The sequence below is a fragment of the Halomonas gemina genome, from assembly GCF_023554995.1.
In the GTDB taxonomy this organism is placed as follows: domain Bacteria; phylum Pseudomonadota; class Gammaproteobacteria; order Pseudomonadales; family Halomonadaceae; genus Halomonas; species Halomonas gemina.
This window is the reverse complement of record NZ_JAMJPK010000001.1, coordinates 391,943-415,840: the sequence shown is the minus strand read 5'-3', so window position 1 is coordinate 415,840 and position 23,898 is coordinate 391,943. Positions and strand designations below refer to the sequence as shown.

The window sequence follows — 23,898 nt, the reverse complement described above, 5'->3', positions numbered from 1 at the left end:
ATGGACGCGACCTGGCACGCTGCCGACTTCCGCCCGCCCCTGGGGCTCTCCAATCGGCACGTCCAGACCCTGCTGCCCCGCTGCCTGCCGACGCCGGCGGTCGATGCCGAGACCGAGATCCTCGAGCTGCCGGACGGGGACTTCGTCGAACTGGCCTGGGCGCGACCGCAGCCCGACCGGGCAGACGCCCCCATCCTGCTGCTCTTCCACGGGCTCGAGGGCTCGCTGGACTCGCCCTATGCCCGCCACCTGCTGCACGCCGCCGCCGGCCTCGGCTGGCGCGCGCTGCTCATGCACTTCCGCGGCTGCGGGCCCTCGCCCAATCGCCTGCCCCGGGCCTACCACAGCGGCGATACGGCCGATGCCTACTGGTTGATCGGCCAGCTGGCCCACCGCTATCCCCGCGCCCTCAAGGTCGCCGCCGGGGTCTCCCTGGGCGGCAACATGCTGGTCAAGCTGGTCGCAGAGCAGGGTGATGCGGGGCTCGATCTGGACGCTGCCATCGTCATCAGCGCGCCGCTGGACCTGTCGGCCTGTGCCGATACGCTCCGTCACGGGTTTTCCCGCGTCTACGAGCGCCACCTGCTCGGCTCGCTTAAACGCAAGATGGCCCCTCGCCTGGCCCGTGGGGAGCTGCCGCTGTCGATCACTTCGCAGGAGCTCGAGGCCCTGGACAGCCTGCGTGCCTACGACGAGGCCGTGACGGCCCCGCTGCACGGTTTCGACGGCGCCGAGGACTACTACCGCCGTGCTTCCGCCGGCCCCCTGCTGGACGAGATCGCGCTGCCGATGCTTATCCTGCATGCCGATGATGACCCGTTCATGCCACCCGCCCTCTTCCAGCGCTTCCCGACTCCTGCGCCACCCGTTCGGCTGGAAGTGGCCTCGCACGGCGGACACGTAGGGTTCGTGGAGTGGCACCAAGGGCGACCGCGTAGTTGGCTTGCGCGGCGAGTCGGCCAACAGCTGGATGAGTGGCAATCGACGATGTCGGCTCTTCAGACCTCTCTGCGGTCGGTAAGCCACAAAAAAAGCACGGGACCTTAACCCAGGTTGGCAGACGCCGACGGCAGCCTTTTCTATTCTGACGCCAGGCAAGAAGGATCGGCCGTCGGTCCGGACGACGACAACAGTCGGTGCCACAAGAGGAGAAACGCATTGTGACTACATCCAGCGCCAACCACCTGGATTGCCATGCACGCGAGCAGGCCAACCGCTCGACGCCCGTCCACACCATGGTCAAGGACCTGCTGACACTGGCCAGCGAGCATGAATACGACGAGTATGCTCGATATTATGGGCTCTCCCTGCGTTTTCTGACCTATCACATTGGCGTTAGCAGGCTCCTGCAGGCCTTGGCCGAGGAGAGTCAGCAGCGCGTTCAATGCTTGATCGACGTGGCAGCGTCCCTGTCGATGGGATTGCCTCGTCTTCGGCGGCCAGCCATGAGCCCATGCCCAGACCTGCATGGGCAGAGCCACTTTTTCATCTACGACGATGAGATGGCCGCCCAGGAGCTCAGCCGCGCCCTGCTCGATCAATGGCGGTCGCGCCGCTTCTACGAGCGGCTGCAGGCCTATAACGCCATCCCCGACCTGAATGCCTGGCTGAACGACTGCATCGGGCAGTGTCGGGCACAGTTTCAGATTCTGCACGAAGCGCGCGACCGGCTTCCCGGTCTCACCAGGGCGAAAGCCTGCGGGGCGTAATTGGCCAAGCATTACCCCGGGCCGCAAGCAGAGCGATCAGGCCGGATAGGCGCTGCGCATCGGGGCAAGGCGTCTGCCCGGCGGCGCGACATCATGGAAAGATTCGTCGGCCGCGTATAGAGTGAGCCAAGCGAATACCTCTATCGTGCTCGGGCAGTGATCCGAAGGAGCGTGTGTTTGGCCGCTTTCCCGCCAACGCCTGACGCAACACCCGCCAACGCCCCTTCAGGGGGCATCATGAGCCCGTTCCGGGCTTCCTTTGGCCGGTATCTAGACCTGAGTGAACACGATGAAACCCTGCTGGCCCGCTACGAACGGCAGGCCAGGTCTGCTGAGCGAAACCAGCTGCTCTGGCGCCCGGGTGACAAGGTGGATGATCTGTTTATCCTGCAACATGGCTGGGCCTGCACCATCCGTAGTTCCAAGGATGGTGATCGGCAGATCATCGATCTGCTCCTGCCCGGGGAAATCATCGGCATTCAGGAGTTTACCTTCCGACGACACATCACCGAGGCGAGGATGGTCACCCCCGGGTTGATTCAGCCGTTTCCCCACGAAAGCATCGTCGATATCGTTGAAGCCTCGACACCGCTGGCAATAACCCTTTTCGCCAAGATCAGCTGCCAGGAGGCCCTGCTTGCCGAACGGTTGCTCGTCACGCTTCATCGCAGTGCGCGTTCACAGGTGCTGCATTTCATCGTCGAAACTTTCTTGCGACTCGAGAAGGTGCAGCACGTCGATCTGGCATCGTTCGAATTTCCCATATCCCAACGACTGTTGGGCGATATCCTGGGGCTGTCGCCGGTGCATATCAATCGTACGCTCAAGGCGCTGGAGCACGATCGCGTGCTGAAAAAGCATCGCGACCGCATCGAGGTATATGACCCGACGCGGCTGTTCGAGGAAGCGGATTTCGATGCCGAGTACCTGATCGATGAGCGGGACGGTTTGAAGACATTACTGGCCCAACGTTAGCCGCACCGTGACTCTCGTCACGGTGACGCCACCACGTCGACGAGCAGCTCTCGATAGGGGTTGTCGATAGGGGCTCTCGACAGACGTTCTCGCCAGAAGCCCCGTCCCTGGCCTGTCCGTCCACTCAGCCGATCGGGCAGCTGACGCCGGTACCCTTCAGGCCGCAGTAGCCGCCGGGGTTCTTCGCCAGGTACTGCTGGTGGTACTCCTCGGCGTAGTAGAAGGCCTCCAGGGGCTCGACCTCGGTGGTCACGTGGCCCCGGCCGCTGCGTGACAGCGCCTCGCTGTAGGCCTCGCGGCTATGCTCGCCCACCTCGCGCTGGCCAGGGGTGGTGGTGAGGATGATCGAGCGGTACTGGCTGCCGATATCATTACCCTGGCGGTGGCCCTGGGTCGGGTCATGGGCCTCCCAGAACACCCGCAACAGGGTCTCCAGGTCGACCTCGCGGGGATCGAAGACCACCCGCACCACCTCGGCGTGGCCGGTACGGCCGCTGCAGGTCTCCTCATAGGTGGGATTCGGGGTCACGCCGCCGGCGTAGCCCACCGCGGTGACGTGCACGCCAGGCAGCTGCCAGAAGAGCCGCTCGGCCCCCCAGAAGCAGCCCAGTCCCAGCACGATCTCCTCCATGCCCTCGGGCCAGGGGGGCAGCATGGCGTGGCCGTTGACCAGGTGGGTCCCGCTGATCGGCAGCGGGGTGTCGCGCCCTGAGAGGGCGCGGTCGGGATGCAGTGGCATGGGATAGGCTCCATCGTCTTGTGGAAGGTCCGCCGGGCATGGCGGCGTCGCCTCATGGGCTCGGCGGATTGCCCGGCAGGCTGAAACTGTAGACCAGGTCGACCGCCTGGGCCGCACCCGAGACCGCCTCGAGATAGAGGCTGCGCCACAGCTGGTAGCGCAGGGTGAGCTCGGCGATCGGCGAGAAGACGCCCACCCCGTAGCCGATGCTCAGGCGCTCGGTGAGATTGCCGGTGACCACCACCTGGCTCTCCTCCCCGGCCCCGGCGGTATCGAGGCTCAGGTCATCGATGCCGAAGGCCTGGCCGATGGCGCCCACGGCGCCGCCCGTCTGCCCCAGGGTGAGGCCGATCAGCGCCGAGGTCAGGGCCCCGTCGGCACCGCCGCTGCTGTCCGGGGCGCGCCCGCGCAGCAGGTAAGAGAGCGCACTGGCCTCATCCATGGCCGGCTCCGAAAAGATCGCCAGGCTCGGGGCGTCGGCGGAGCCGCTGACGCGCAGGCCGGCGATCACCCCGTCCTGGGTGGCCGCGGGGTTGCGGATCGCCTCGAAGTCGAGCAGCGGCTGTCCTGGGGGGCCGCTGAAGAAGATGATCCCCTCGCGAATCAGCAGGTCCTGGCCGAAGGCCCGGAAGCGGCCGTCGACCAGGCTGACGTCGCCGAACAGCTGGACCGGCCCGTTCTGCTGGCGGACCTCGAGGTTGCCCGAGAGCCCCGACTCCAGGCCATAGGCCTCCAGCTGCATGTCCGGTCCCAGGGAGAGGGTGATCAGGATGTCGGTGGCCATGCCCGCCCGGGCCATGGCCTCGGCGGTGGACTCGCCGGGCTCGCCGTCCGCTTCTGCCGCTGCTGCTTGCTCGGCGGCCCGACGATCCTGCTCCTCGGTGATGATCACCTCGTCCGGGCTCGGGGCCATGGCCGAGTCGGGGACCTCACCCACCTCGAGCCGCGCCCAGGGGATTTCGACCGTTCCGCGGACCTGAAGCCGCTCCGACGTGGCACGAATCCTCAGGTCCGGGGCCAGGCGCAGGCGCCCGAACTCCGGCAGCACCGCCAGCAGCGGGTCATCGACGGCCTGCAGGTCGATGGCGGCCTGCCAGCTGCCGCCGTCGGGCCAGCGGGCATTGCCCCCAATCTCCAGGCGCCCCTCATCGGCGGCCAGGAAGCCGTCGATGTCGGCTCGGTCGCCGGCCAGTTCCACGACCAGTTCCCCGTCGTGCACCTCCAGCGGCAGGTCCAGGCCGCCGGCCCTGAGCCCGGCCAGGGCGAGCCGGCCGTCGAGGCGTGGCACCTCGCGGGTGCCAGCGATGCGGATATCGCCGTCGAGCCCGCCTTCCAGCGTCTCCAGGCCGGCGGCCAGGGGCCGATAGGGGGCGAGGCGCAGGTCATCGATGCGCAGCCGACCGTCGAGCCCACCCGCCCCCAGCGGCTCGTCGATGCCCAGGGCCAGGCGCAGCTCGCCGCTGTCGGCCAGCCCCAGCACCAGGTCGAGCTCCGCTTGCGCCTCGGTGGCCTCCAGCTGCAGTCCCAGCGTGGTGCCGGGAACCGACCAGGCCCGGCCGTAGGCGTCCTCGCCGGTGACCTCGGCGCGGCTGTCGAGGTCGGCGTCTAGCTGCCAGCGCGCCCCGCCGTCGGACCAGCCGGCCGCGAGGGTGCCGCCGCTCTCGCCGCTGATGCGCCACCCCGGTGGCATGGCGGCATCGGCCAGGTCCATGGGCAGGTCGCGGATCGCGAGCACCGCCCGGCCGGCCTGCGCGGAGGCCTCCAGCGGCTCGCTCAGGCACACCTCGCCGCCCTGGCGGCGGGTCAGGCAGAAGGGCGCCACCCGCGCCGACCCCGCCGGCAGGTCGGCCTCGAAGGTCAGCGCCTCGGCGAGGCGGATATCCCCGAACTCGCTGTCGAGCTCCAGCGGTGTCAGGGCCCCGCGATAGCGTTCGCGGGCGTCGTCGAGCCCGCCCTCCAGGGCCAGGGCCAGACGCGACAGCGGCATCGCCTCGCCGCCCTCGGCGGCCAGACGCAGGCGGTGCTCGGAAAGGCGACCGTCGAGGTCCAGGGTGACGCTGTCGAGGCGCTGCCCGCCGGCCTCGAGGCGGCTGACCTCCAGGGCCAGCGCCAGGTCGGGGTCCTCCAGGCCGGCGACCCGTGCCGTCAGGTCGAGTGCCTCTACGGCATTGCCGGCGAAGGCCAGTGAGCGGCCGGTCAGCGCGAGGTCGAGCTCTGGTGCCTCCAGGCTGCCCGCCGTGGTGAAGCGCCCGGCCAGGGTGCCGCCGAGGCCAGGATAGAGGCTCTCCAGTGCGGGCATGTCCAGGTCGCCGGCCAGGTCCAGGGCCTGGCGGCTCACCTGCCCGGCCACGCTGACCCGGTTGTCGCCCTGGCGAAAGTCGAGGGTCTCGATCTCCCAGCGCATCTCGCTGTCCCCGGCGAGGACGGCCTCGAGACTCAGCGGCCGGTCGTCCAGCACCCCCTGGATATCCAGCCCCGGCACCTCGAGCCGCCAGCCCGCAGCGTCCTGCATGAAGGCCAGCTCGGCGCCGCCGCCCAGGCGCCCATCGAGCCCCTCGACGAAGCGGCCGGGGTCCAGATTGTCAAGCGTGAGCGTGGCCTCGACGTCGAGGCCGTCGCCCCAGGCGGCCTGGCCGCGACTGAGGAGCACGGCGCCCTGCTGGTTGACCGTCAACGGTGACCAGCGGAAGTGCTCGAGATCCCCGCTGCCACTGACCAGCAGGTCGGTGGGTGGCAGGTCCGGTCCCCGTGCATTGAGGGACACCCGGGTGCGGTAGTCGACCAGGCTGCCCTCCAGGTGCACCGCCAGGTCCTCGACCTGCCATGGCACTTCGGGGGCCACGGCCGCGGCGTCCTCCTCGTCGCTGGCCGGCTCGACCTCGGCTCCGGGCAGCGGCCACTGGAGGGCGTCGCTCTGCAGCGAGGCGCTGAACGGCAGGGTCGGGTCCAGGGCATCGAGGCGCGCCACCAACTGGGCCTCCACCGGCCCCAGGGCGGCCAGGTCGACCTCGAGGTCGGCCAGGCTGCCGGCCAGGGCAAGCTCGATGCGCTCCCCCTCAAGCGCCGGCATCCACTCCGGCAGGTAGAGGTCGGCGGCCAGCCGGGCCTCCAGCGGATAGTCGTCACGCAGCACCACGCGGGCCGTCAGCTCGGCATCCGCATCGGCGGTGGCCACCGCCAGGGTGTCGATCTCCACCTCCTGGCCGCGGGCGCTGAGGCGCAGAAGCAGCCGCTCGACGCCATACTCGACGGACCCGGCGAGGGCGAAGTCCTCGATGGCAAGCTCCGGCACCTCCACGGCCATGGGCAGGGTCACCTCGGGGAGGACACGTCGCGGCCGCTCGTCCAGCGGCAAGTCGGCGAGCCCCTCCAGTTCGGCGGCGGCCTGGGCCGGCAGCGGCGAGCGCACGGCGATGGCCGCATCGATGGCTGCCGCGGTGAGCCGGGGCCCCTCCTGCTCGGCCTCGCTCAGGGCCAGGCGGGTGCCCGCCGAGAGCGGCAGGGTCAGGCGCGTGCCGACCAGTCGGGTGGGCAGCAGGGTCAGGGTGCTCTCTTCGGCCCGGAGGCCGCTGGTAAAGGACGCCCAGGTCAGCAGGGTCCCGTCGGCGAGCTGCAGGGTCACATCACTCAGCGACAGCTCGCGCAGCTCCACCGGGAACGGCAGGCGGATCTCCTCGAGGGGCGCGCCGACCTCCTCCTGCGAAGCCCCCTCCGGCTCGGCGTCGGTTTCTGCCAGACGGATATCGGCGCCTTCCACGGCCAGCCGGTCGAGACACAGCCGGCCCTGCAGCAGACACTCTTCCGACCAGGCCAGCTCGAAGCGCGTCAGGGCGATGCGGGCCGGGCCGGCCTCCAGGCGGAGGTCATGCAGCACCAGGTGATCCAGCGGGGCGCCCTCCACGGCGCCCAGCTCGTAGAGCCCGCGCTTGGCCCCCTGCTCGAGCAACACGCCGGTGCCCCAGGGCGAGAGGGCCAGGCCCAGCAGCAGCAGCACCAGGCCCAGCAGCCAGAGGGGCAGGACGATCAGCAGTCGGGCCAGGGCCCAGATCAATGCGCGGGTTCTCAAGGTGTTGGCTCTCAGAATTCGGGGCCGATAGCGAAGTGGAGGCGGAAGGGATCATCGGCATCGAAGGGATGGGCGACATCGAGGCGAATCGGGCCGACTGGAGAGATCCAGCGTACCCCCAGGCCGGCGCCGGTCTTCAGGTCGCTCGGGCCCCAGTCGCTGAAGGCATCGCCGGTGTCGATGAAGCTCGCGGCCCACCACTTGCCGGTGATGCGACGCTGGGCCTCGAGGCTGGCGGTCAGCAGCTGCTCGCCACCGACCAGGCGGCCCTCGTCGTCCTCGGGGGCAAGGCTCTCGTAGGCGTAGCCGCGTATGCTGCGATCGCCGCCGGTGAAGAAGCGTAGCGAGGGCGGAATGTCAGCGAAGTCGTCGGTGGTGATGCTGCCGATGCCGACCCGGCCGACGAAGCGGTTGTCGTCGCCGAGCATGCGGATCCATTCGCTGTCGCCGGTGAGGCGCAGGAACTCGGCGGCGGAGCCCCACCAGTCGCTGGAATACTCCACGGCCAGGCGCTGGCGATCCCCCCAGGTGGGAAAGGTGGGGTTGCGGGTACGGGTGCGCGACCAGCTGATGCCGGGATAGAGCAGCAGCACCTGGTTGGAGACCCCGGCCTGGGTGAAGTCCTCGTAGGTGCCGCGCAGGTAGAGGCTCTGCTCCCAGCCATTGTCGAACGTCCAGCGACGGGCCGCCTCCACGGTGCTCTCCAGGGTGCGGGTATCGTCGTTGTCCTTGTTGCGCAGGCCATACTGAAAGCGATAGCTGTCGCGCAGCGGGTCCGCCAGCGGCAGGGTATAGACCCCGGTGAACTGCTGCTCCGGCCCCGAGATGTAGAGGTCGTGATCCAGGCTGTGGCCATAGCGGTTGATCCAGGGCTGGTCCCAGGAGAAGCGCAGGCGAGGCCCCACGTCGGTGGCATAGCCCACCCCCACCTCGAACTGGTGGCGGTCGGCGGGGGTCACCACCACGTCGATCGGCACCTCGGGAACGGCGGGGCGCTGCAGGCCGGCGGCCGATACCAGCGCCTCGGCGGCGATGTGCGGCCCCTGGTCGGCGACGGGCGCCACGCCCTCGACGTCCAGCGACTGCCACCAGCCCGGTTCGGCGTCCGGCAGGGCCAGCCGCGCCAGTTCCCGGTCGAGGCGCGGGCGCACGTTCACCGAGGCGAACCACTCGGTCTGGCCCAGGCGCTGGTTGAACCTGGCCACCTCGCTCGCCAGATAGGCATCCCCGCTGGCGAAAGGGGCCAGGGCTTCCAGCCGCGAGGTCTCGATATGATGCCCCTGGAAGGTCACGTCGCCGAAGCGATGGCGCTGGCCGCTGTCCAGCGCCAGGTACAGCCGGGCGCTGTTGGCGTAGGGTCTGACCTCCATCCGCCGGTCGGTGAAGCGCCAGTCGAAGTAGCCGCGCTCGAGGGCGAGGTTCGCCAGCCGGCTGCGCAAGCTGTCGAAGGGGGCATGGCGCAGGCGATCCCCCTCCGAGAGGGGAAAGGCCTCGATGGCCTCGGTAAAAGGGGCATCCTCGGCGGCGTCTCCGGTCACGGAGAGCGCCAGGACCTCGATGCGCACCGGCTCGCCGGGGTCGATGGAGAGTGTCACCTCCGAGGGCGCCTCGGGGTCGTCGAAGCGGGGCTCGATCCGGGGCGAGTAGTAGCCGTAGACCCGCAGCGCCTCGCTGCTGCGCCGCAGCACCTCGCTCTCCAGGCGAGCGGGGCTGTACTGCTCGGCCTCAAGCCCGTCGAGGTAGAGGCGGACATTCTCCGCCAGCGGGTCCTCGATGCCCTCGATGTTGGCCTCGAGGGCCAGGGCGCCGGGCGCCAGGCCCAGGCAGACTACCGCCGTCCCCAGGCGGGTGAACACGCGATTATCCATTGGTACCGCTTCCTGACTGGCGACATGTCACTGGCGAAGAGCCTCGAGCTGGGCGCTCGTGGCGAGCTGCGCCTGGCGCAGCTCGCGCAGCCCGGACTCGACGTCCCGAAGCCGGCTATCCAACGTCTCACTCCGTTCCTGTGCATCATCGCGTGATCCCGCCAGAGCTTCAACGTCGGCGGCGAGGTCCGCCAGCGCCTCGTCCAGGGACGCCAGGCGCGACTGCTGTGTCTCGCGCTGGTCGGCGAGGCGCGCTTCCAGCTCCTCCAGTGCCGTGGCCAGTGTCTCGCGACGCGCGGCCTCCGCCTCCCGGGCATCGTCGAGCGCGGCCAGACGCTCGCGCAGGGCGGCGCGCCCCTCCTCGCCCGCCCGCTCCAGGGCATCCAGGGAGCTACGGGTCGCGGCGAGTGTCGCGGCCAGGGTATCGTCCCGGCCTTCGTTCTCGTCGCCAAGCGTGTCAAGCCGGTCATCGAGGGAGGACATCGCCTCCTCGATGGGCGCCAGGCGCTCTTCTCGCTGAGCCTCGAACGTGGCCAGGCGAGCGTCGATGACCGCGTCGAGCTCGGCCTCCAGGTTGGCCAGCTCATCCAGGCGCTCCTGCAGGGTGGTGAGGGCCTCCCCCCGGCCCGTTTCCGCGTCGAAGCGGGCATGCACGTTGGAGAGCTCTCCGCTGACCCGGGTGAGTTCGCCCTGCAGCCGGGCGCGCTCCTGCCAGCCGGCCCAGGCCAGGGCGGCAAAGGCGGCGAGGAGCAGCAGCACCAGCAGCCACAGGGGCCATACCCGCGGGGGCGGGGGCTGCCGCCAGCGTGGCGCCGACAGGCTGGCATCCGGGTCCGGCACGATCGGCCGGCTGTACCGGGGGGCATCCGGGCGCTCTGCCATGGCGAACTCCTTCTCTGGGGAACGGGGTGTCCGGGGCCTGGTCGATTGGCGCCCCCGGGGCCGGGTGCTATGATGCCGCGACAGCACCGACACATCGTCCTGATAGTGTAAGGTTTTTTGTCATCGGAACGCACGGGGCCCGTCAACGCCAGCTGACGAGCCTTGAATCCCGAGGTTCCGATGCCGCACCATGGGGTGCTGTACCGAGACCGCTGACGACAAGGAGAGAGATTCGATGGCATTCGAACTGCCCGCACTGCCTTACGAGAAGAACGCGCTGGAACCGCATATCTCCGCCGAGACCCTCGAGTATCACTACGGCAAGCACCACCAGACCTACGTGAACAAGCTCAACGAGCTGACCGACGGCACCGACGATGCCAACAAGTCCCTCGAGGAGATCATCAAGTCCTCCTCCGGCGGCCTGTTCAACCAGGCGGCCCAGGTCTGGAACCACACCTTCTACTGGCACTGCCTGTCGCCCAACGGTGGCGGTGAGCCGAGCGGCGCGCTGGCCGAGGCCATCAATGCCAAGTTCGGATCCTTCGACAAGTTCAAGGAAACCTTCAACGCCCAGGCCGCGGGCAACTTCGGCTCCGGCTGGACCTGGCTGATCAAGACCGATGACGGTGGTGTCGATATCGTCAACACCAGCAACGCCGACACCCCCATCGCCCATGGCCAGACCCCGCTGCTGACCATCGATGTCTGGGAACACGCCTACTACATCGATTATCGCAATGCGCGGCCGAAGTACCTCGAGAACGTCTGGAGCGTGCTCAACTGGGACTTCGTCGCCCAGAACTTCAGCTGATCGCCCGGCGCTCAAGCGCCGACCGCTGAACGCAAGCGGCCCCGCCAGATGGCGGGGCCGCTTGCGTTGATCGAGCCACCTGAGGGCAACCGGTCAGGGATCGGCGCGACGCCCGATCCCCCGATAGTGCATGCCGCAGGCGGCGACATGGGCGGGGTCGTAGATATTGCGCCCGTCGAGCAGCAGCTTCTCGCCGAGCCGCTCGGCCAGCCGCGGCCAGTCGGGGTTCCAGTAGGCCTTCCACTCGGTGACCAGCATCAGCGCATCGGCCCCCTCGCAGGCCTCCAGGGGATCGCCCCGGAATACCTCGAGCAGCGGGTGCTCGCCGACCTCGGCCAGCACCGCCGGGATCGCCGCCGGATCATGCAGGCGAACCCTGACGCCCTGGGCCCAGAGCGCGCGCAGCAGCGTGAGCACCGGTGCCTGGTCGATGCGGGCGGTACCGGGCTTGAAGGCCGCCCCCCAGATCGCCACGCGGCGACCCTCCAGGCGGCCGTGGAAGTGTGCCCAGAGCTTGCGGAACAGCGTCTCCTTCTTGTGCTCGTTGATGTCGAGTACCTGGTCGAGCAGCGCCGAGTGGCGCCCGCTCGCCGACTGGACGTCGGCCAGGCGCATCAGGTCGCGGGAGAAGTTGGGGCCGCCGAAGCCGCAGCCGGGGTAGAGGTACTCGTAGCCGATCCGCGAGTCGGCACCCATGCCCTGGCGGACGTACTCCACGTCCACCCCCAGGCTGTCGGCCAGCCCGGCGATGTCGTTCATGTAGCTGATGCGCGTGGCGAGCATGCCATTGATGGCCAGCTTGGTGAGCTCCGCGGCGCGGCGCGGCATGCGCTGGAACACCTCGCGGCGGCGGTTGAAGGCACGCAGCAGCTCGCGTACCTGGCGCTCCGCCCCGTCGTCGTCGCAGCCAAGCAGCCAGCGGGAGGGCCGGGTGAAGGTCTCCCAGGCGCGCCCCTCCTCGAGCAGGTCGGCCAGGGCCACCGCCCGGCAACCATCGAGGCGAGACTCCAGCTGCTCGGTCTCCCCCACCGGAAAGGTGGAGTTATTGACCAGCACCGCCCCCGGGCAGAGCCCGCTCATCAGGCGCTCGACGCTGTCGGCCGCGTCCTGACGCTGGTCCGGGGAGACGGCGAGCCAGAAGACATCGAAGGGCTCGCCACCGACGGCGTCCCCCTCGTCGGCAACCAGCCGCAGGCTGCCCTGACTCAGCCCCTCCTCGAGCCGGCGCATCAGCTCCGGTTCGCTGGTCAGCCAGCCGCTGGCGGAGAGCGCTGGCCAGTCGGCCGAGGCGTGGGGCAGCCAGGTCACCCGGTGGCCGACCCAGGAGAGCGCCGCCGCGGCAGAGGCGGCAGCCAGCTCGCTGCCATGGATCAGTACCCGCATGGGCCTCACTCCTCTCCGGCGTAGCGCGTCAGCAGCTCACGGAACCCCTGGCCGTAGCGGGCGTGGCGGCGGCCATAGGCGAGGATCGCTTCCAGGTAGCCCAGCTGGTGGCCGCAGTCGTAGGTCTTGCCGCGCATCCGCCAGGCATCCACGCCCTCCTCGCGACGCAGGGTCTCGATGGCATCGGTGAGCTGGATCTCGTTGCCGGCCCCCGGCGGGGTATCGGCAAGCAGCGAGAAGATCCGGCCCGGCAGCACATAGCGGCCGATCACCGCCAGGTTGGAGGGCGCCTCGTCGACGGGCGGCTTCTCAACCACGCCGGCGATCGGCCGCGACTCGCCGGGCCCGGGGAGCTCGCCGCCGGTATCGACGATGCCGTACTTGTGGACCATCTCATGGGGCACCTCCTCGACCATCAGCTGGCTGTGGTGGCTGGCCTCGAAGGAGGCGATCATGCCGGCCAGGTCGTTGGGCTCGATGCCCTCGTCATCGACCAGCACGTCGGGCAGCAGCACCGCGAAGGGCTCGTCGTCGCCCACCACCGGGCGCGCGCAGAGCACGGCGTGGCCCAGGCCCAGCGGCTCGGGCTGGCGCACGCTGATGATGTTGACGTCGGCGGGCACGATGGAGCGTAGTTCCTCCAGCAGCTCCGTCTTGCCCTTGGCCTCGAGGCTCGCCTCGAGCTCGAAATGCTTGTCGAAGTGGTTTTCGATGGCGCTCTTGGTGCCATGGGTCACCAGCACGATGTCGCGAATGCCGGCGGCGACGGCCTCCTGGACCACGTACTGGATCACCGGCCGGTCGACGATGGTGATCATCTCCTTGGGAATGGCCTTGGAGGCCGGGAGACAGCGCGTGCCGAAGCCGGCAACGGGAAGAACAGCCTTGTTGATCATGGTGCGGTCCCTGTCACTGTTGAGAATGCGGCCCCGGGGAAAGCGTGGGAATGCCCTCCCGGGAGCGGGTACAATACCCCATGATACCGGACAGAGTCCGGCCTGCCAGCGTGTCAGGTCGGCGACACCTTGGAGAGAGCAGATGAGTGCAAGCCATTCGGAAGCGGAAAACGTCGACCAGGCGGAGATCGCCAAGTTCGAGGCCCTGGCCGACCGCTGGTGGGATCCGCAAGGCGAGTTCAAGCCCCTCCACGACATCAACCCGCTGCGCCTGGACTTCATCGACGCCCGGGCAGGACTGGCCGGGCGACGGGTGCTAGACGTGGGCTGCGGCGGCGGCATCCTGGCCGAGGCCATGGCCCACCGTGGCGCCGATGTCACCGGCATCGACCTGGGGGAGGCACCGCTGGCCGTGGCCCGGGAGCACGCCAGGGAGAGCGGGGTGGCCATCGGCTACCGCCATGCCAGCGTCGAGGAGATGGCCGCGGCCCACCCCGGCGAGTTCGACGTGGTGACCTGCCTGGAGATGCTCGAGCACGTCCCGAATCCCGGCTCGGTGGTGCGCGCCTGTGCCGCCCTGGTCAAGCCCGGTGGCCAGGTGTTCTTCTCGACCCTCAACCGCAATCCCAAGGCCTATGCGCTGGCGGTGCTCGGCGCCGAGTACCTGCTGCGCCTGCTGCCGCGCGGCACCCACGACTACCGCCGCTTCATCCGCCCCTCGGAACTGGCGGCCTGGTGCCGCGAGGCGGGGCTGGACGTGCGCGAGCAGAACGGTCTGGTCTTCCATCCGCTGACCCGTCGCTATGCCCTGTCGACGAGCGATGTCTCGGTCAACTACCTGATGCACTGTCGCCGGGAGGCGACGTGATGGCCGGAGGCCCTCCCCGGGTCCTGCTCTTCGACCTGGACGGTACCCTGGTGGACACCGCGCCGGACCTGGCACGCGCCACCAACGCCCTGCGCCACCACCACGGGCTGCCCGCCCTGCCCTATCCGGTGATCCGCGCCCAGGTCTCCAACGGCGGCAGCGCCCTGGTGACCCTGGCACTGGGCCTCGACAAGGAGGCCGACGGCCATGGCGAGGCGCGCGCCTTCCTGCTCGAGGCCTACGGCCGGGCGGTGGCCGAGGAGAGCCGCATCTTCCCCCCACTGGAGCAGCTGCTGGCCGACTGGGAGGCAGGCCAGCGCCGCTGGGGGATCGTCACCAACAAGCCTCGGGCCTTTGCCGCACCGCTGGTCGAGGCATTGGGGCTTGCCCCCGGCGCCCTGCTCTGCGCCGACGACCTGCCGGTCAAGAAGCCCGATCCCGAGCCCCTGAGGGAGGCCGCGCGTCGCCTTCGGGCGACGGCGTCAGAGTGCTGGTATATCGGCGACCACCGGCGTGACATGCAGGCGGCACGCGCCGCCGGCATGGCCGCGGTGGCGGTGGGCTACGGCTATATCGAGGAAGGAGACGACTACCGGGGCTGGCCCGCCGACCTGTGGTTCGATACCACCGAGGCACTGGTGGCGGCACTGCGCGGCGCCCGGCGGGACGGGTGAAGGTGCCCCGGGCGACCCCGGGGCACCGCCCTCACCCTTGCTTCGGCGGCTGGGCGTCGAACTTCTCGCCGTTGTGGCCGCGGCTGTCCGGCCCCATCAGCCACAGGTAGGTGGGCATGATCTCTTCCGGCGGCCGCAGCGTCATCTCGTTCTCCCCGGGATAGGCGCTCTTGCGCATGGCGGTGCGCGTCGCCCCGGGGTTGAGGCTGTTGACGCGCAGGGTGCCCAGATGCTCGACCTCGTCGGCCAGCACCTCGACGAAGCCTTCGGTGGCGAACTTGGACACCGCATAGGCCCCCCAGTAGGCCCGGCCCCGGCGCCCGACGCTCGAGGAGGTGAATACCACCGAGGCGTCCGGCGAGCTCTTGAGAAGCGGCAGCAGGGCCTGGGTCATCCAGATCGGCCCGTTGATGTTGACCTGCATTACCTGTTCCCAGAGCTCGGGATTGTACTGCTCGAAGGGCGTGATGCGGCCGAGAATCCCGGCGTTATGCAGGATACCGTCGAGGCGACCGAATTCCTTGTCGAGGGTCTCGGCCATGTCATGGTAGTCCTTGAGCGTGGCCCCCTCGAAGTTGAGCGGGAAGATGGCCGGCTGAGGGCCTCCGGCGGCCTCGATCTCGTCGTAGACCGTCTCCAGCTTGGCAATGGTGCGCCCCAGCAGGATCACGGTGGCCCCCTGGCCGGCGAAGGCCAGGGCCGCGGCCCGACCGATGCCGTCACCGGCACCGGTCACCAGGATGATGCGGCCCTCGAGCAGACCGGCCGCGGGCTGGTAGTCGATCTTGCAGGTCATCACGTCTCCTCTGTCCCTCAGTTGCCTGCCTGGCGCAGGAAGTCGTCGGCCAGCCCAGCGGCGCTGCTGTCGGGATGCTCCTCGCGCACGCGGTCGAGCAGCGCCCGGCTCTCTTCGGGGCGCCCACGGCGCGCCTCCAGCAGCCCCAGCTTGTAGAGGGCATCGGGCACCTTGCTGCTCTCGGGGAAGTCCTGCAGGACCCGCCGGAAGGCGGCATCGGCGGCCTCCAGCTCGCCCTCGGCCGAGTAGAGCTCGCCGAGCCAGTAGTGGGCGTTGGCGGTCAGGCGGCTGTCGGGATGGGCGCTGACGAAGGACTCGAAGGCATCGATGGCCTGGCCGAACTCGCGGGCCTGGACATGCGAGAAGGCCGTCTGGTAGGCCGACTGTGCGGCAGGGTCGTCACCGCTCGGCGAGGGGGTCTCGGCGACCTGGCGAGCACTCTCCTCGTCCACGGGCGGAGCGGCCTGGTCGACGCCACTGCCTGCCGCCATCAGGCGATCCTCGATGTCCAGGTATTGCTGGCGGGTCTGGCGACGCAGCTGCTCCAGCTGGTGGCGCAGCTCCTCCACCTGGCCGCGCAGTTGGCGGATCTCCTCCTGGTGCTGCTGGACCTGGTTGAAGATCACCAGGCTGCCGCCGGCCTCCTCGCGGGTGGCCGCCTGGTCATAGAAGCTGCTGGAACCGGTTCGTCCGGTCAGGTCCTCGATCACCGGCTGCTGCGCCAGGGCTGGCATCGCTACGGTCAGCGGGAGCACCAGGGCTCCCGCACCGCACAGTCCCTTCAGACCGTGTCTCATCGCTTTCTCCCTCGTCGTGTTGGCCCGGCTCAGTAGGCGAAGACCACCCGACGGTTCTGGGCGTAGGCCTGCTCGTTCTGGCCACGGGCCGCGGGCCGCTCCTCGCCGTAGCTGACCACCTCGACCTGGGAGGGCGACACGCCCTGCACGTTGAGGTAGCGCTCGACGGCACCAGCGCGACGCTCGCCCAGCGCCAGGTTGTACTCGCGGGTACCGCGCTCGTCGGTATGGCCCTGCAGGACGACGCTGGCATTGGGGTTGTTCTGCAGGAAGCGGGCATGGGCGGTCAGCACCGGCTCGAACTCGCTGCGGATGGTATCGCTGTCGTACTCGAAGTAGATGGTGCGGGTCTCCGGAATGCGGCCGTCGGCATCGGCGCGCTGTCCGTCTCGGCCGTCACGGTCACCGCTGACGCCCCGGCCATCGGCGCTGCCGGTTGACACGCCGCCGCGATCGCTGCCGCCAGCACCTCCCGTCAGGTCGCCGTCCTGGCCGCCACCCGTGCTGGAACAGCCGGCCACGAAGGCCAGGGAGAGGGCGATGGCCAGGGTTCTGGCATAGGGCTTGAGCTGCATCGTGAAACTCCTCGTTGGATATATCGTGCTGGATACATCAGTTCAGAAACGGTGACCACGCGGGTTCGCGGACATCCCCCTGCGCCGCCGGCAGCCGGAAGGTGGCGCGCCCATCGGCGGAGACCCCGCCCAGCACGCCGTTACCGCCCTGCTGGGTGGCGAAGATTACCATGGTGCCATTGGGCGCGACACTGGGGGATTCGGCCTGTCCCATGTCGGAGAGGGCCACCAGGCGGCCGCTCTCCAGGTCCTGGCGCGCCACCTGATAGCCGTTGTTGCCGCGGTGTATCAGGAAGATCGCCTCGCCGTCCGGGGCGAAGCGCGCCCGGGCATTGTAGTTGCCGGTGAAGGTGAGACGCTCCTCCTCGCCGCTGCCCAGGTCGAGGCGATAGATCTGCGGGCCACCGCTGCGGTCCGAGGTGAACAGCAGGCTGCGACCATCCGGTGCCCAGGCGGGCTCGGTGTCGATGCTGGAGTTGTTGGTGACGCGCCGCACGTCCCGCGAGCCGATGTCCATGACGTAGATCTCGGGCTGGCCATCCTTGGAGAGCGCCATCGCCAGGCGGCGGCCATCCGGTGACCAGCTCGGGGCGCTGTTGAGCCCCTCGAAGGAGGTGGCACGCACGCGCCGGCCGGAGGCGAGATCCTGGATGTAGATCGCCGGGCGCTCGGTCTCGAAGGAGACGTAGGCCAGCTTGCCGCCATCCGGCGACCAGGCCGGCGACATGATCGGCTCGTCGGACGAGAGGATCTGCTGGCTGTTGCGGCCGTCGGCATCGGCCACGTGGAGGGCATATTGGGTATCGTCGCCCACGCCGCTGGAGGTCACGTAGGCAATGCGGGTCGAGAAGGCCCCCCGGATATCGGTGATCTCCTCGAAGATCTGGTCGCTGATGTAGTGCGCGGCGTCGCGCAGCCCCTGGCGGCCGGTCGTGACGCTCTCGGCGAGCATGCGACTCTCGCCGCTGACGTCCATCAACTCGTACTGGATGCGGTACTGATCGCCCTCGCGGCTGATGCGTCCCGCCACCAGGTAGCGAACGTCCAGGGCGCGCCAGTCGCCATAGCGGACCTCCTCGCTCGAGGCGGGTCGCTCGAACATGGCGCGACGCTCCAGCGGCTCGAAGTAGCCGCTGCGTTCCAGGTCATCGGAGACGATCTGGGCAATGTCCTGAGGCATGTCGTCGCCGTCGGCGAAGGGCACGATCGCGATGGGCGTGGCACGGTCGCTGCCACGGGTGATCTCGATGGTCAGGTCGGCGGCCTGGGCCAGGCTGGTGACCAGCATCAGCATGGCGGCTAGCCAGGTGGTCTTCAGGATGTTCATCAGCGGATATCCCCCGGTCGGAATCGCAGGTTGAATTGACGATAGTCGCGCTGGGCCGACGCCGGCAACTGGCGCAGCTCGGCGAAGGGCGCGGCGGCCTCCACGGCCTGGACCGCGGAGCGGTCGAAGGCGCTGTTGCCACTGCTCTGACCAATGGTAGCCGCGAACAGCTCCCCGGAGGGGCCCAGTCGCACCGACACCTCGGCGCTGGCCCCGTCGGGCACGTTGGGCGGAATCACCCAGGCCTGCTCCACCGCCCGGCGCACCAAGTTGATGAAGCTGTTGGCCGCCTCGCTGGCCTGGCGGGCATTGGCCACGTTGTCTGCTTCGCCCTCGATGGCACGCTCCAGGCCCTGGTTGGCCGCTTCGACGGCACGACGGGCCTGCTCCTCGGCCTGTCGCTGACGTTCGGCTTCTGCTTCGGCCTGGCGCTGACGTTCGGCTTCCGCTTCGGCCTGGCGCTGGCGTTCGGCTTCTGCTTCGGCCTGGCGCTGGCGTTCGGCTTCCGCCTCGGCCTGGCGTACACGTTCGGCTTCCGCTTCGGCCTGGCGTACGCGTTCGGCTTCCGCCTCGGCCTGGCGTACACGTTCGGCTTCTGCTTCGGCCTGGCGCTGGCGTTCGGCTTCCGCCTCGGCCTGGCGTACACGTTCGGCTTCCGCTTCGGCCTGGCGTACGCGTTCGGCTTCGGCTTCGGCTTCCGCTTCAGCCTGGCGCCGGCGTTCGGCTTCTGCCTCGGCCTGCTCGGCGCGCCGGGCGGCCTCCTCCTCGGCGGCCCGGCGAGCCTCCTCGCGGGCCTCGGCTTCGGCCTGGCGCTGGCGCTCGGCTTCCTCGGCCTGGCGGGCGGTTTCCTCCGCGGCCTCGACGGCCTCGGCCTCTGCCTGGCGAGCCGCCTCCTCCTCGGCGCGGGCCGCAGCCTCCTCCTCGGCCTGGCGGGCCGCCGCCCGGGCCCGGGCCTCCTCGGCGCGCTGGGCCTGGTCGGTGGTGGTCTCGGTGCTGACCAGGGTCGCCTGGACGATAGTGGTGCTCGGTGGCTCGGTCTCCCGCTCGGGAAAGCGGATCACGCTGGCCACCAGGATCGCCAGGTGCAGGGCGATGGCGAGCACCAGCGGCAGGCCATAGCCCACGCGTCGGTCATGTCTGGCCATGTGGGCTCCTCAACTGTCCCCGGGGGGCGGTTCCGAGATCAGCCCGACATTGCTCACCCCCGCGGTCTGCAGGGTGCTCATCAGCGTCACCACCTTGCCATAGGGGACATTGCGATCGCCGTGCACCATCACTGGGGTCCCCGGCTGGCGTTCCAGCAGGATGATCACGCGTTCGGCGATTTCGTCAATGCCAACCTCTCGTGGTTCGTCGTCGCCCACCCAAATTGAATACCGACCGTCGCTTTCAACCGCGACGTTGATGGGATCGCGATCCTCGGTCTCCTCGATGGGTTCGGAGCTGACCTGGGGCAGGTCGACCTGCACGCCCTGGGTGAGCATCGGCGCGGTGATCATGAAGATCACCAGCAGCACCAGCATGACGTCGATGAAGGGCACGACGTTGATCTCGCCCATGGGCTTGCGGCGCCCGCCACGATTGAAGGGTCCTAGCATGACGGCCTCTCCCTCAGTCGGCGCCGGGGTCGGTCCGGCCCTGCAAGTTGCGGTGCAGGATGGAGTGGAACTCCTCGGCGAAGTCCTCGTACTTGCCCAGCAGGCGCCCCGACTCGGCGGAGAGCCGGTTGTAGAAGATCACCGCGGGAATCGCCGCGAACAGCCCCATGGCGGTGGCGATCAGTGCCTCGGCGATCCAGGGGGCCACCGTGGCCAGGGTCGCCTGCTGGGCCATGGAGAGGGACTGGAAGGAGCCCATGATGCCCCAGACGGTGCCGAACAGCCCGATGTAGGGGCTGGCCGAGGCGACGGTGGCCAGGAACACCAGGTGCAGGTTGAGGCGGTCCTCCTCGCGGGACCAGGCCACGCGCATGCTGCGCTGGACACCCTCGAGGATCGCCTGGGGGCTGCGGGTCTTGGCCAGCAGGCGGTTGAACTCGCGAAAGCCGGCACGGAAGACGTGCTCGGCGCCCTGGGTCTCCTGCTCGGCGGGCGTCTCGCGGTAGAGCTCGTTGAGGTCGACGCCGGACCAGAAGCGGTCCTCGAAGGCCCGGTGTGCCTTGCGCGCCCGGCGCATCACGAAGGTGCGCTGGAAGATCACCACCCAGGAGAGGATGGAGCCAATCACCAGGATCAGCATCACCATCTGCACCACGCCGCTGGCGTTCATGATCAGGTGGGGTATGGACATGGAGTCGTTCACGGGGATCCTCGTCGGTCTTGGTCAGTCGTCACGGGAATGGGGGCCGCTAGTCCGGCGCCCGCTCGTGGGGCGCCAGGTCGAAGTGTTCCCAGGCCTGACGGGTCACCACCCGGCCACGGGCGGTGCGCATCATCAGGCCCTGCTGGATCAGATAGGGTTCGATGACGTCCTCGATGGTGTCGCGCTCCTCGCCGATCGCCGCGGCCAGCGAGTCGATGCCCACCGGGCCACCGTCGAACTTCTCGATCATCGCCAGCAGCAGGCGCCGGTCCATGTGGTCGAGGCCGTGATGGTCGACGTGCAGCATGTTCAGGGCCAGGTCGGCGATCTCGGCATCCACCCGGCCCTGGGCGCGCACCTCGGCGAAGTCGCGCACCCGGCGCAGCAGCCGGTTGGCGATGCGCGGGGTGCCCCGGGAACGGCGCGCGACTTCCCGGGCGCCTTCCCGGTCGCTCTCGACCCCCAGCAGCCGCGCGGAGCGCACGACGATCTCGGTGAGCTCGTCGATGCTGTAGAACTCCAGGCGCTGGACGATACCGAAGCGGTCGCGCAGCGGCGAAGTCAGCAGGCCCGCCCGGGTGGTGGCGCCGACCAGCGTGAAGGGGGGCAGGTCGAGCTTGATCGAGCGCGCCGCCGGCCCCTCGCCGATGACGATGTCGAGCTGGAAGTCCTCCATGGCGGGATAGAGGATCTCCTCCACCACCGGCGACAGGCGGTGGATCTCGTCGATGAAGAGCACGTCGCCGGGCTGCAGGTTGGTGAGCATGGCGGCGAGGTCGCCGGCCCGCTCGAGCACCGGCCCCGAGGTGGACTTGAGCCCCACCCCCATCTCGGCGGCGACGATGTTGGCCAGCGTCGTCTTGCCGAGTCCCGGCGGGCCGAACACCAGGGTGTGGTCGAGGCTCTCCTCGCGACCACGAGCAGCGCTGATGAAGATGTCGAGCTGCTCGCGCACCCGTGGCTGGCCGATGTAGTCGGCGAGCCGCTTCGGACGGATGGCATGTTCGGCGCCGCCCTCCCCGTCGCGGGGGTCGGCGGCGATCAGGCGATCAGTCTCGAGCATGGCGGCCATCCGGCATCGGGGAAAAGTGGCGAGGCATCATCGGTTCACCCCGCGAGGCGGCGGGTCAGCGCCGCCTTGATCATGGCCTCGGTGGAAACGGCCTCCTCGAGGCCGACCAGCATGCGGGCCGCCTCGGCGGGCTTATAGCCCAGGCTGACCAGGGCCGCCTCGGCATCGGCGACGGGGTCCGGGGGACCGGACGACACGTTGCTGGTCGGTATCTGGGTGCCGACGGCCAGTTCGCCCGGTTGCTCCCAGTGGGGAAAGCGGTCGCGCATCTCGATGATCAGCCGCTCGGCGGTCTTCTTGCCCACTCCGGGCAGCCGGGTCAGCGCCTTGACGTCGTCGTCCATCACGCAGCGCACGAAGGCCTCCTCGTCCATGCCGGAGAGGATGCCCAGGGCCAGCCTGGGGCCGATGCCGTTGACCTTGATCAGGGCGCGGAACAAGGCACGCTCCTGCTCCCGGGCGAAACCGTAGAGCAGGTGGGCATCGTCGCGGATGGCCAGGTGGGTATAGAGCGATACCGGCTCGCCGGTGCCGGGCATGGCCACCAGGGTGGTCATGGAGGCTTCCAGCTCGTAGCCGACTCCGGCCACGTCCACCACCATCCAGGGGGGCTGTTTCTCGAGCAGGGTGCCTCGCAGGCGTCCTATCATGGAAGTTCGCTGTCCCTTGGGTTGGAGTCCATCGCGGCCCGCGGGGCCGTCATCGGGCCACTATACTGTTCGCCCGAGCCGCATGCCAGCCCGCGGGAACAGCGTTCGACAATCTGCCACCGTCGCCTCGCGGCGACAGTGTCAGGGGCGGAAGTCGCGCCAGGCGCTCCCCTTGCGGCGGCTGCGGTGCCCGCCATAGCTCCCCTTGCGCAGCAGCCCCAGGCGGGCATGGGCATGGGTGAGCGCGATGGCCAGGGCGTCGGCGGCATCCGCCTGGGGCGTGGCCGAGAGGCCGAGGATCGCGGTCACCATGTGCTGCACCTGGGCCTTGTCGGCGCTGCCGCTGCCGGCCACCGCCTGCTTGATCTGGCGAGGGCCGTACTCGCTGACCGGCAGGCCATGGTTGGCGGCGCAGACGATGGCCGTGCCGCGGGCCTGGCCAAGCTTGAGGGCGGAGTCGGCATTCTTCGACATGAACACCTGCTCGATGGCGAACTCCCCGGGGCCATGCACCGCGATCAGCTCGCTGACCCCGGCATAGACCTGGGCCAGGCGCTGGGCCAGGTCGCCGGCCTGGATGCGGATGCAGCCGCTGGCCACGTAGCGCGGCGTGGGCGTGGTGACGTCCAGCACCCCGTAGCCGGTGATCCGCGAGCCGGGGTCGATGCCGAGGATCAGCATCGGCAAGGCTCAATCGAGCTCATCGAGGACATCGTCGGCGAACTCCGCATTGGTGGTGACGTTCTGGACATCGTCCAGGTCCTCGAGCATGTCGAGCAGCTTGAGCACCCGGCCGGCGAGATTCGCCTCGGCGATGGGTGTGGTGGTGTCCGGATAGAGCCCCACGTCGCTGTGCTCGGGCTCGATCCCCGCCGCGACCAGCGCATCCTTCACCCGGCCGAAGGAGTCGGGCGTGGTGACCACCTCGAGGCGGCCATCGTCACGCACCTCGATCTCCTCGGGCTCCGCCTCCAGGGTGGCCTCGATGGCCGCTTCCTCGGTGACCCCTTCGGGCAGCAGCAGGCGACCCTGACGGTGGAACATGAAGGCCACCGAGCCGGTGGTGCCGAGGTTGCCACCCTGCTTGCCGAAGGCATGTCGCACCTCGGAGACAGTCCGATTTCGGTTATCGGTCAGGCACTCGACCATCACCGCCACCCCCTCGGGACCATAGCCCTCGTAGACGCACTCCTCCATGGCGTCGCCATCGGCGTTGCCGGCGCCCCGGTCCACCGCCCGCTGGATGGTCTCCTTGGTCATGTTGTTGGCCAGCGCCTTGTCGATGGCGGCGCGCAGCCGTGGATTGTCGGCCGGCTCCTCGCCGCCCTGGCGGGCGGCGACGCTCAGCTCACGGATCAGCTTGTTGAAGATCTTGCCTCGCCTGGCGTCCTGGGCCGCCTTGCGATGCTTGATATTGGCCCACTTGCTATGGCCTGCCATTCACCTCTCCTTGCCTTGGACATGACACCGGCGCCCTGAAGGCGCCGGTGAGATGACATCGAGTCG

The 23,898-nt window shown here is 69.1% G+C and carries 23 protein-coding genes; 6 read left to right on the top strand and 17 right to left on the bottom strand.

The annotated features are described in order from the left end of the window. The 3 genes from M8009_RS02055 to M8009_RS02045 all read left to right on the top strand — a co-directional run bounded on the left by M8009_RS02055 (position 1) and on the right by M8009_RS02045 (position 2,684). Positions 1–1,047, top strand: a complete 1,047-nt coding sequence (locus tag M8009_RS02055) for a hydrolase (RefSeq protein ID WP_250059101.1) — start codon at positions 1–3, stop codon at positions 1,045–1,047. 113 nt (positions 1,048–1,160) lie between these two features. Next, positions 1,161–1,709 (top strand): hypothetical protein, encoded by a 549-nt coding sequence (locus M8009_RS02050; protein ID WP_250059100.1) that lies wholly within the window; start codon positions 1,161–1,163, stop codon positions 1,707–1,709. A gap of 237 nt (positions 1,710–1,946) precedes the next feature. Beyond that, entirely contained in the window at positions 1,947–2,684 is a 738-nt protein-coding gene (locus M8009_RS02045) for a Crp/Fnr family transcriptional regulator (protein WP_250059099.1), read from the top strand. Positions 2,685–2,808: 124 nt separating this feature from the next. Here the strand turns inward: M8009_RS02045 and msrA are convergent, their stop codons facing one another. The 4 genes from msrA to M8009_RS02025 are packed head-to-tail and all read right to left on the bottom strand — an operon-like array spanning position 2,809 to position 10,239. After that, positions 2,809–3,423, bottom strand: coding sequence for a peptide-methionine (S)-S-oxide reductase MsrA (gene msrA / locus M8009_RS02040; RefSeq protein ID WP_250059098.1), 615 nt, complete (start codon positions 3,421–3,423; stop codon positions 2,809–2,811). Positions 3,424–3,475: 52 nt separating this feature from the next. Beyond that, positions 3,476–7,489 (bottom strand): autotransporter assembly complex protein TamB, encoded by a 4,014-nt coding sequence (tamB, locus tag M8009_RS02035; protein ID WP_250059097.1) that lies wholly within the window; start codon positions 7,487–7,489, stop codon positions 3,476–3,478. 11 nt (positions 7,490–7,500) lie between these two features. Further along, positions 7,501–9,357 carry an autotransporter assembly complex protein TamA gene (gene tamA, locus M8009_RS02030; protein WP_250059096.1) on the bottom strand — a complete coding sequence of 619 codons (1,857 nt, stop codon included), beginning with the start codon at positions 9,355–9,357 and terminating at the stop codon, positions 7,501–7,503. Between the two features lie 27 nt (positions 9,358–9,384). Further along, positions 9,385–10,239 carry a hypothetical protein gene (locus M8009_RS02025; protein ID WP_250059095.1) on the bottom strand — a complete coding sequence of 285 codons (855 nt, stop codon included), beginning with the start codon at positions 10,237–10,239 and terminating at the stop codon, positions 9,385–9,387. Between the two features lie 235 nt (positions 10,240–10,474). Between M8009_RS02025 and M8009_RS02020 the strand changes: the two genes are divergently transcribed. After that, entirely contained in the window at positions 10,475–11,053 is a 579-nt protein-coding gene (locus M8009_RS02020; RefSeq protein WP_133634177.1) for a superoxide dismutase, read from the top strand. Positions 11,054–11,146: 93 nt separating this feature from the next. Here M8009_RS02020 and M8009_RS02015 read toward each other — a convergent pair whose 3' ends face one another. Next, positions 11,147–12,436, bottom strand: coding sequence for a nucleotide sugar dehydrogenase (locus M8009_RS02015; protein WP_250059094.1), 1,290 nt, complete (start codon positions 12,434–12,436; stop codon positions 11,147–11,149). Positions 12,437–12,441: 5 nt separating this feature from the next. Next, the gene (gene galU / locus M8009_RS02010; protein WP_250059093.1) at positions 12,442–13,332 is read right to left on the bottom strand and encodes a UTP--glucose-1-phosphate uridylyltransferase GalU; all 891 of its coding nucleotides are present in this window, start codon (positions 13,330–13,332) and stop codon (positions 12,442–12,444) included. Positions 13,333–13,474: 142 nt separating this feature from the next. Here galU and ubiG point away from each other — a divergent pair, with 142 nt between their 5' ends. Beyond that, positions 13,475–14,200 carry a bifunctional 2-polyprenyl-6-hydroxyphenol methylase/3-demethylubiquinol 3-O-methyltransferase UbiG gene (gene ubiG, locus M8009_RS02005; protein ID WP_250059092.1) on the top strand — a complete coding sequence of 242 codons (726 nt, stop codon included), beginning with the start codon at positions 13,475–13,477 and terminating at the stop codon, positions 14,198–14,200. Then, a complete protein-coding gene (locus tag M8009_RS02000; protein ID WP_250059091.1) occupies positions 14,200–14,874 on the top strand; it encodes an HAD-IA family hydrolase in 675 nt (224 codons plus the stop codon). The genes ubiG and M8009_RS02000 overlap by 1 nt, the downstream gene beginning before the upstream one ends. Before the next feature lie 31 nt (positions 14,875–14,905). On the opposite strand, the gene M8009_RS01995 is transcribed toward M8009_RS02000, so the two are convergent. The 11 genes from M8009_RS01995 to M8009_RS01945 all read right to left on the bottom strand — a co-directional run bounded on the left by M8009_RS01995 (position 14,906) and on the right by M8009_RS01945 (position 23,832). Beyond that, positions 14,906–15,670, bottom strand: coding sequence for a YciK family oxidoreductase (locus tag M8009_RS01995; protein WP_250059090.1), 765 nt, complete (start codon positions 15,668–15,670; stop codon positions 14,906–14,908). Positions 15,671–15,687: 17 nt separating this feature from the next. After that, a complete protein-coding gene (gene ybgF, locus M8009_RS01990) occupies positions 15,688–16,467 on the bottom strand; it encodes a tol-pal system protein YbgF (RefSeq protein ID WP_250059089.1) in 780 nt (259 codons plus the stop codon). A 29-nt stretch (positions 16,468–16,496) separates the two neighbouring features. After that, positions 16,497–17,042 carry a peptidoglycan-associated lipoprotein Pal gene (pal, locus tag M8009_RS01985; RefSeq protein WP_250059088.1) on the bottom strand — a complete coding sequence of 182 codons (546 nt, stop codon included), beginning with the start codon at positions 17,040–17,042 and terminating at the stop codon, positions 16,497–16,499. A gap of 37 nt (positions 17,043–17,079) precedes the next feature. Further along, on the bottom strand, positions 17,080–18,369 hold the full coding sequence (gene tolB, locus M8009_RS01980) for a Tol-Pal system beta propeller repeat protein TolB (RefSeq protein ID WP_250059087.1): 1,290 nt from the start codon (positions 18,367–18,369) through the stop codon (positions 17,080–17,082). Further along, positions 18,369–19,514, bottom strand: a complete 1,146-nt coding sequence (gene tolA / locus M8009_RS01975) for a cell envelope integrity protein TolA (RefSeq protein ID WP_250059086.1) — start codon at positions 19,512–19,514, stop codon at positions 18,369–18,371. Before tolA ends, tolB begins: the two co-directional genes overlap by 1 nt. A 9-nt stretch (positions 19,515–19,523) precedes the next feature. Then, positions 19,524–19,967 carry a protein TolR gene (gene tolR / locus M8009_RS01970; protein ID WP_250059085.1) on the bottom strand — a complete coding sequence of 148 codons (444 nt, stop codon included), beginning with the start codon at positions 19,965–19,967 and terminating at the stop codon, positions 19,524–19,526. Between the two features lie 13 nt (positions 19,968–19,980). Next, complete coding sequence (gene tolQ / locus M8009_RS01965; protein ID WP_284047698.1) at positions 19,981–20,658, bottom strand: protein TolQ; 678 nt, start codon at positions 20,656–20,658, stop codon at positions 19,981–19,983. 58 nt (positions 20,659–20,716) lie between these two features. Next, a complete protein-coding gene (gene ruvB, locus M8009_RS01960; RefSeq protein ID WP_250059083.1) occupies positions 20,717–21,733 on the bottom strand; it encodes a Holliday junction branch migration DNA helicase RuvB in 1,017 nt (338 codons plus the stop codon). Between the two features lie 44 nt (positions 21,734–21,777). Continuing rightward, complete coding sequence (gene ruvA / locus M8009_RS01955) at positions 21,778–22,392, bottom strand: Holliday junction branch migration protein RuvA (RefSeq protein WP_250059082.1); 615 nt, start codon at positions 22,390–22,392, stop codon at positions 21,778–21,780. A 141-nt stretch (positions 22,393–22,533) separates the two neighbouring features. After that, positions 22,534–23,073 (bottom strand): crossover junction endodeoxyribonuclease RuvC, encoded by a 540-nt coding sequence (gene ruvC, locus M8009_RS01950; RefSeq protein WP_250059473.1) that lies wholly within the window; start codon positions 23,071–23,073, stop codon positions 22,534–22,536. A gap of 9 nt (positions 23,074–23,082) precedes the next feature. Continuing rightward, positions 23,083–23,832: a YebC/PmpR family DNA-binding transcriptional regulator gene (locus tag M8009_RS01945; protein ID WP_250059081.1), complete on the bottom strand. Its 750-nt coding sequence runs from the start codon at positions 23,830–23,832 to the stop codon at positions 23,083–23,085. Between the last annotated feature and the right edge of the window lie 66 nt (positions 23,833–23,898).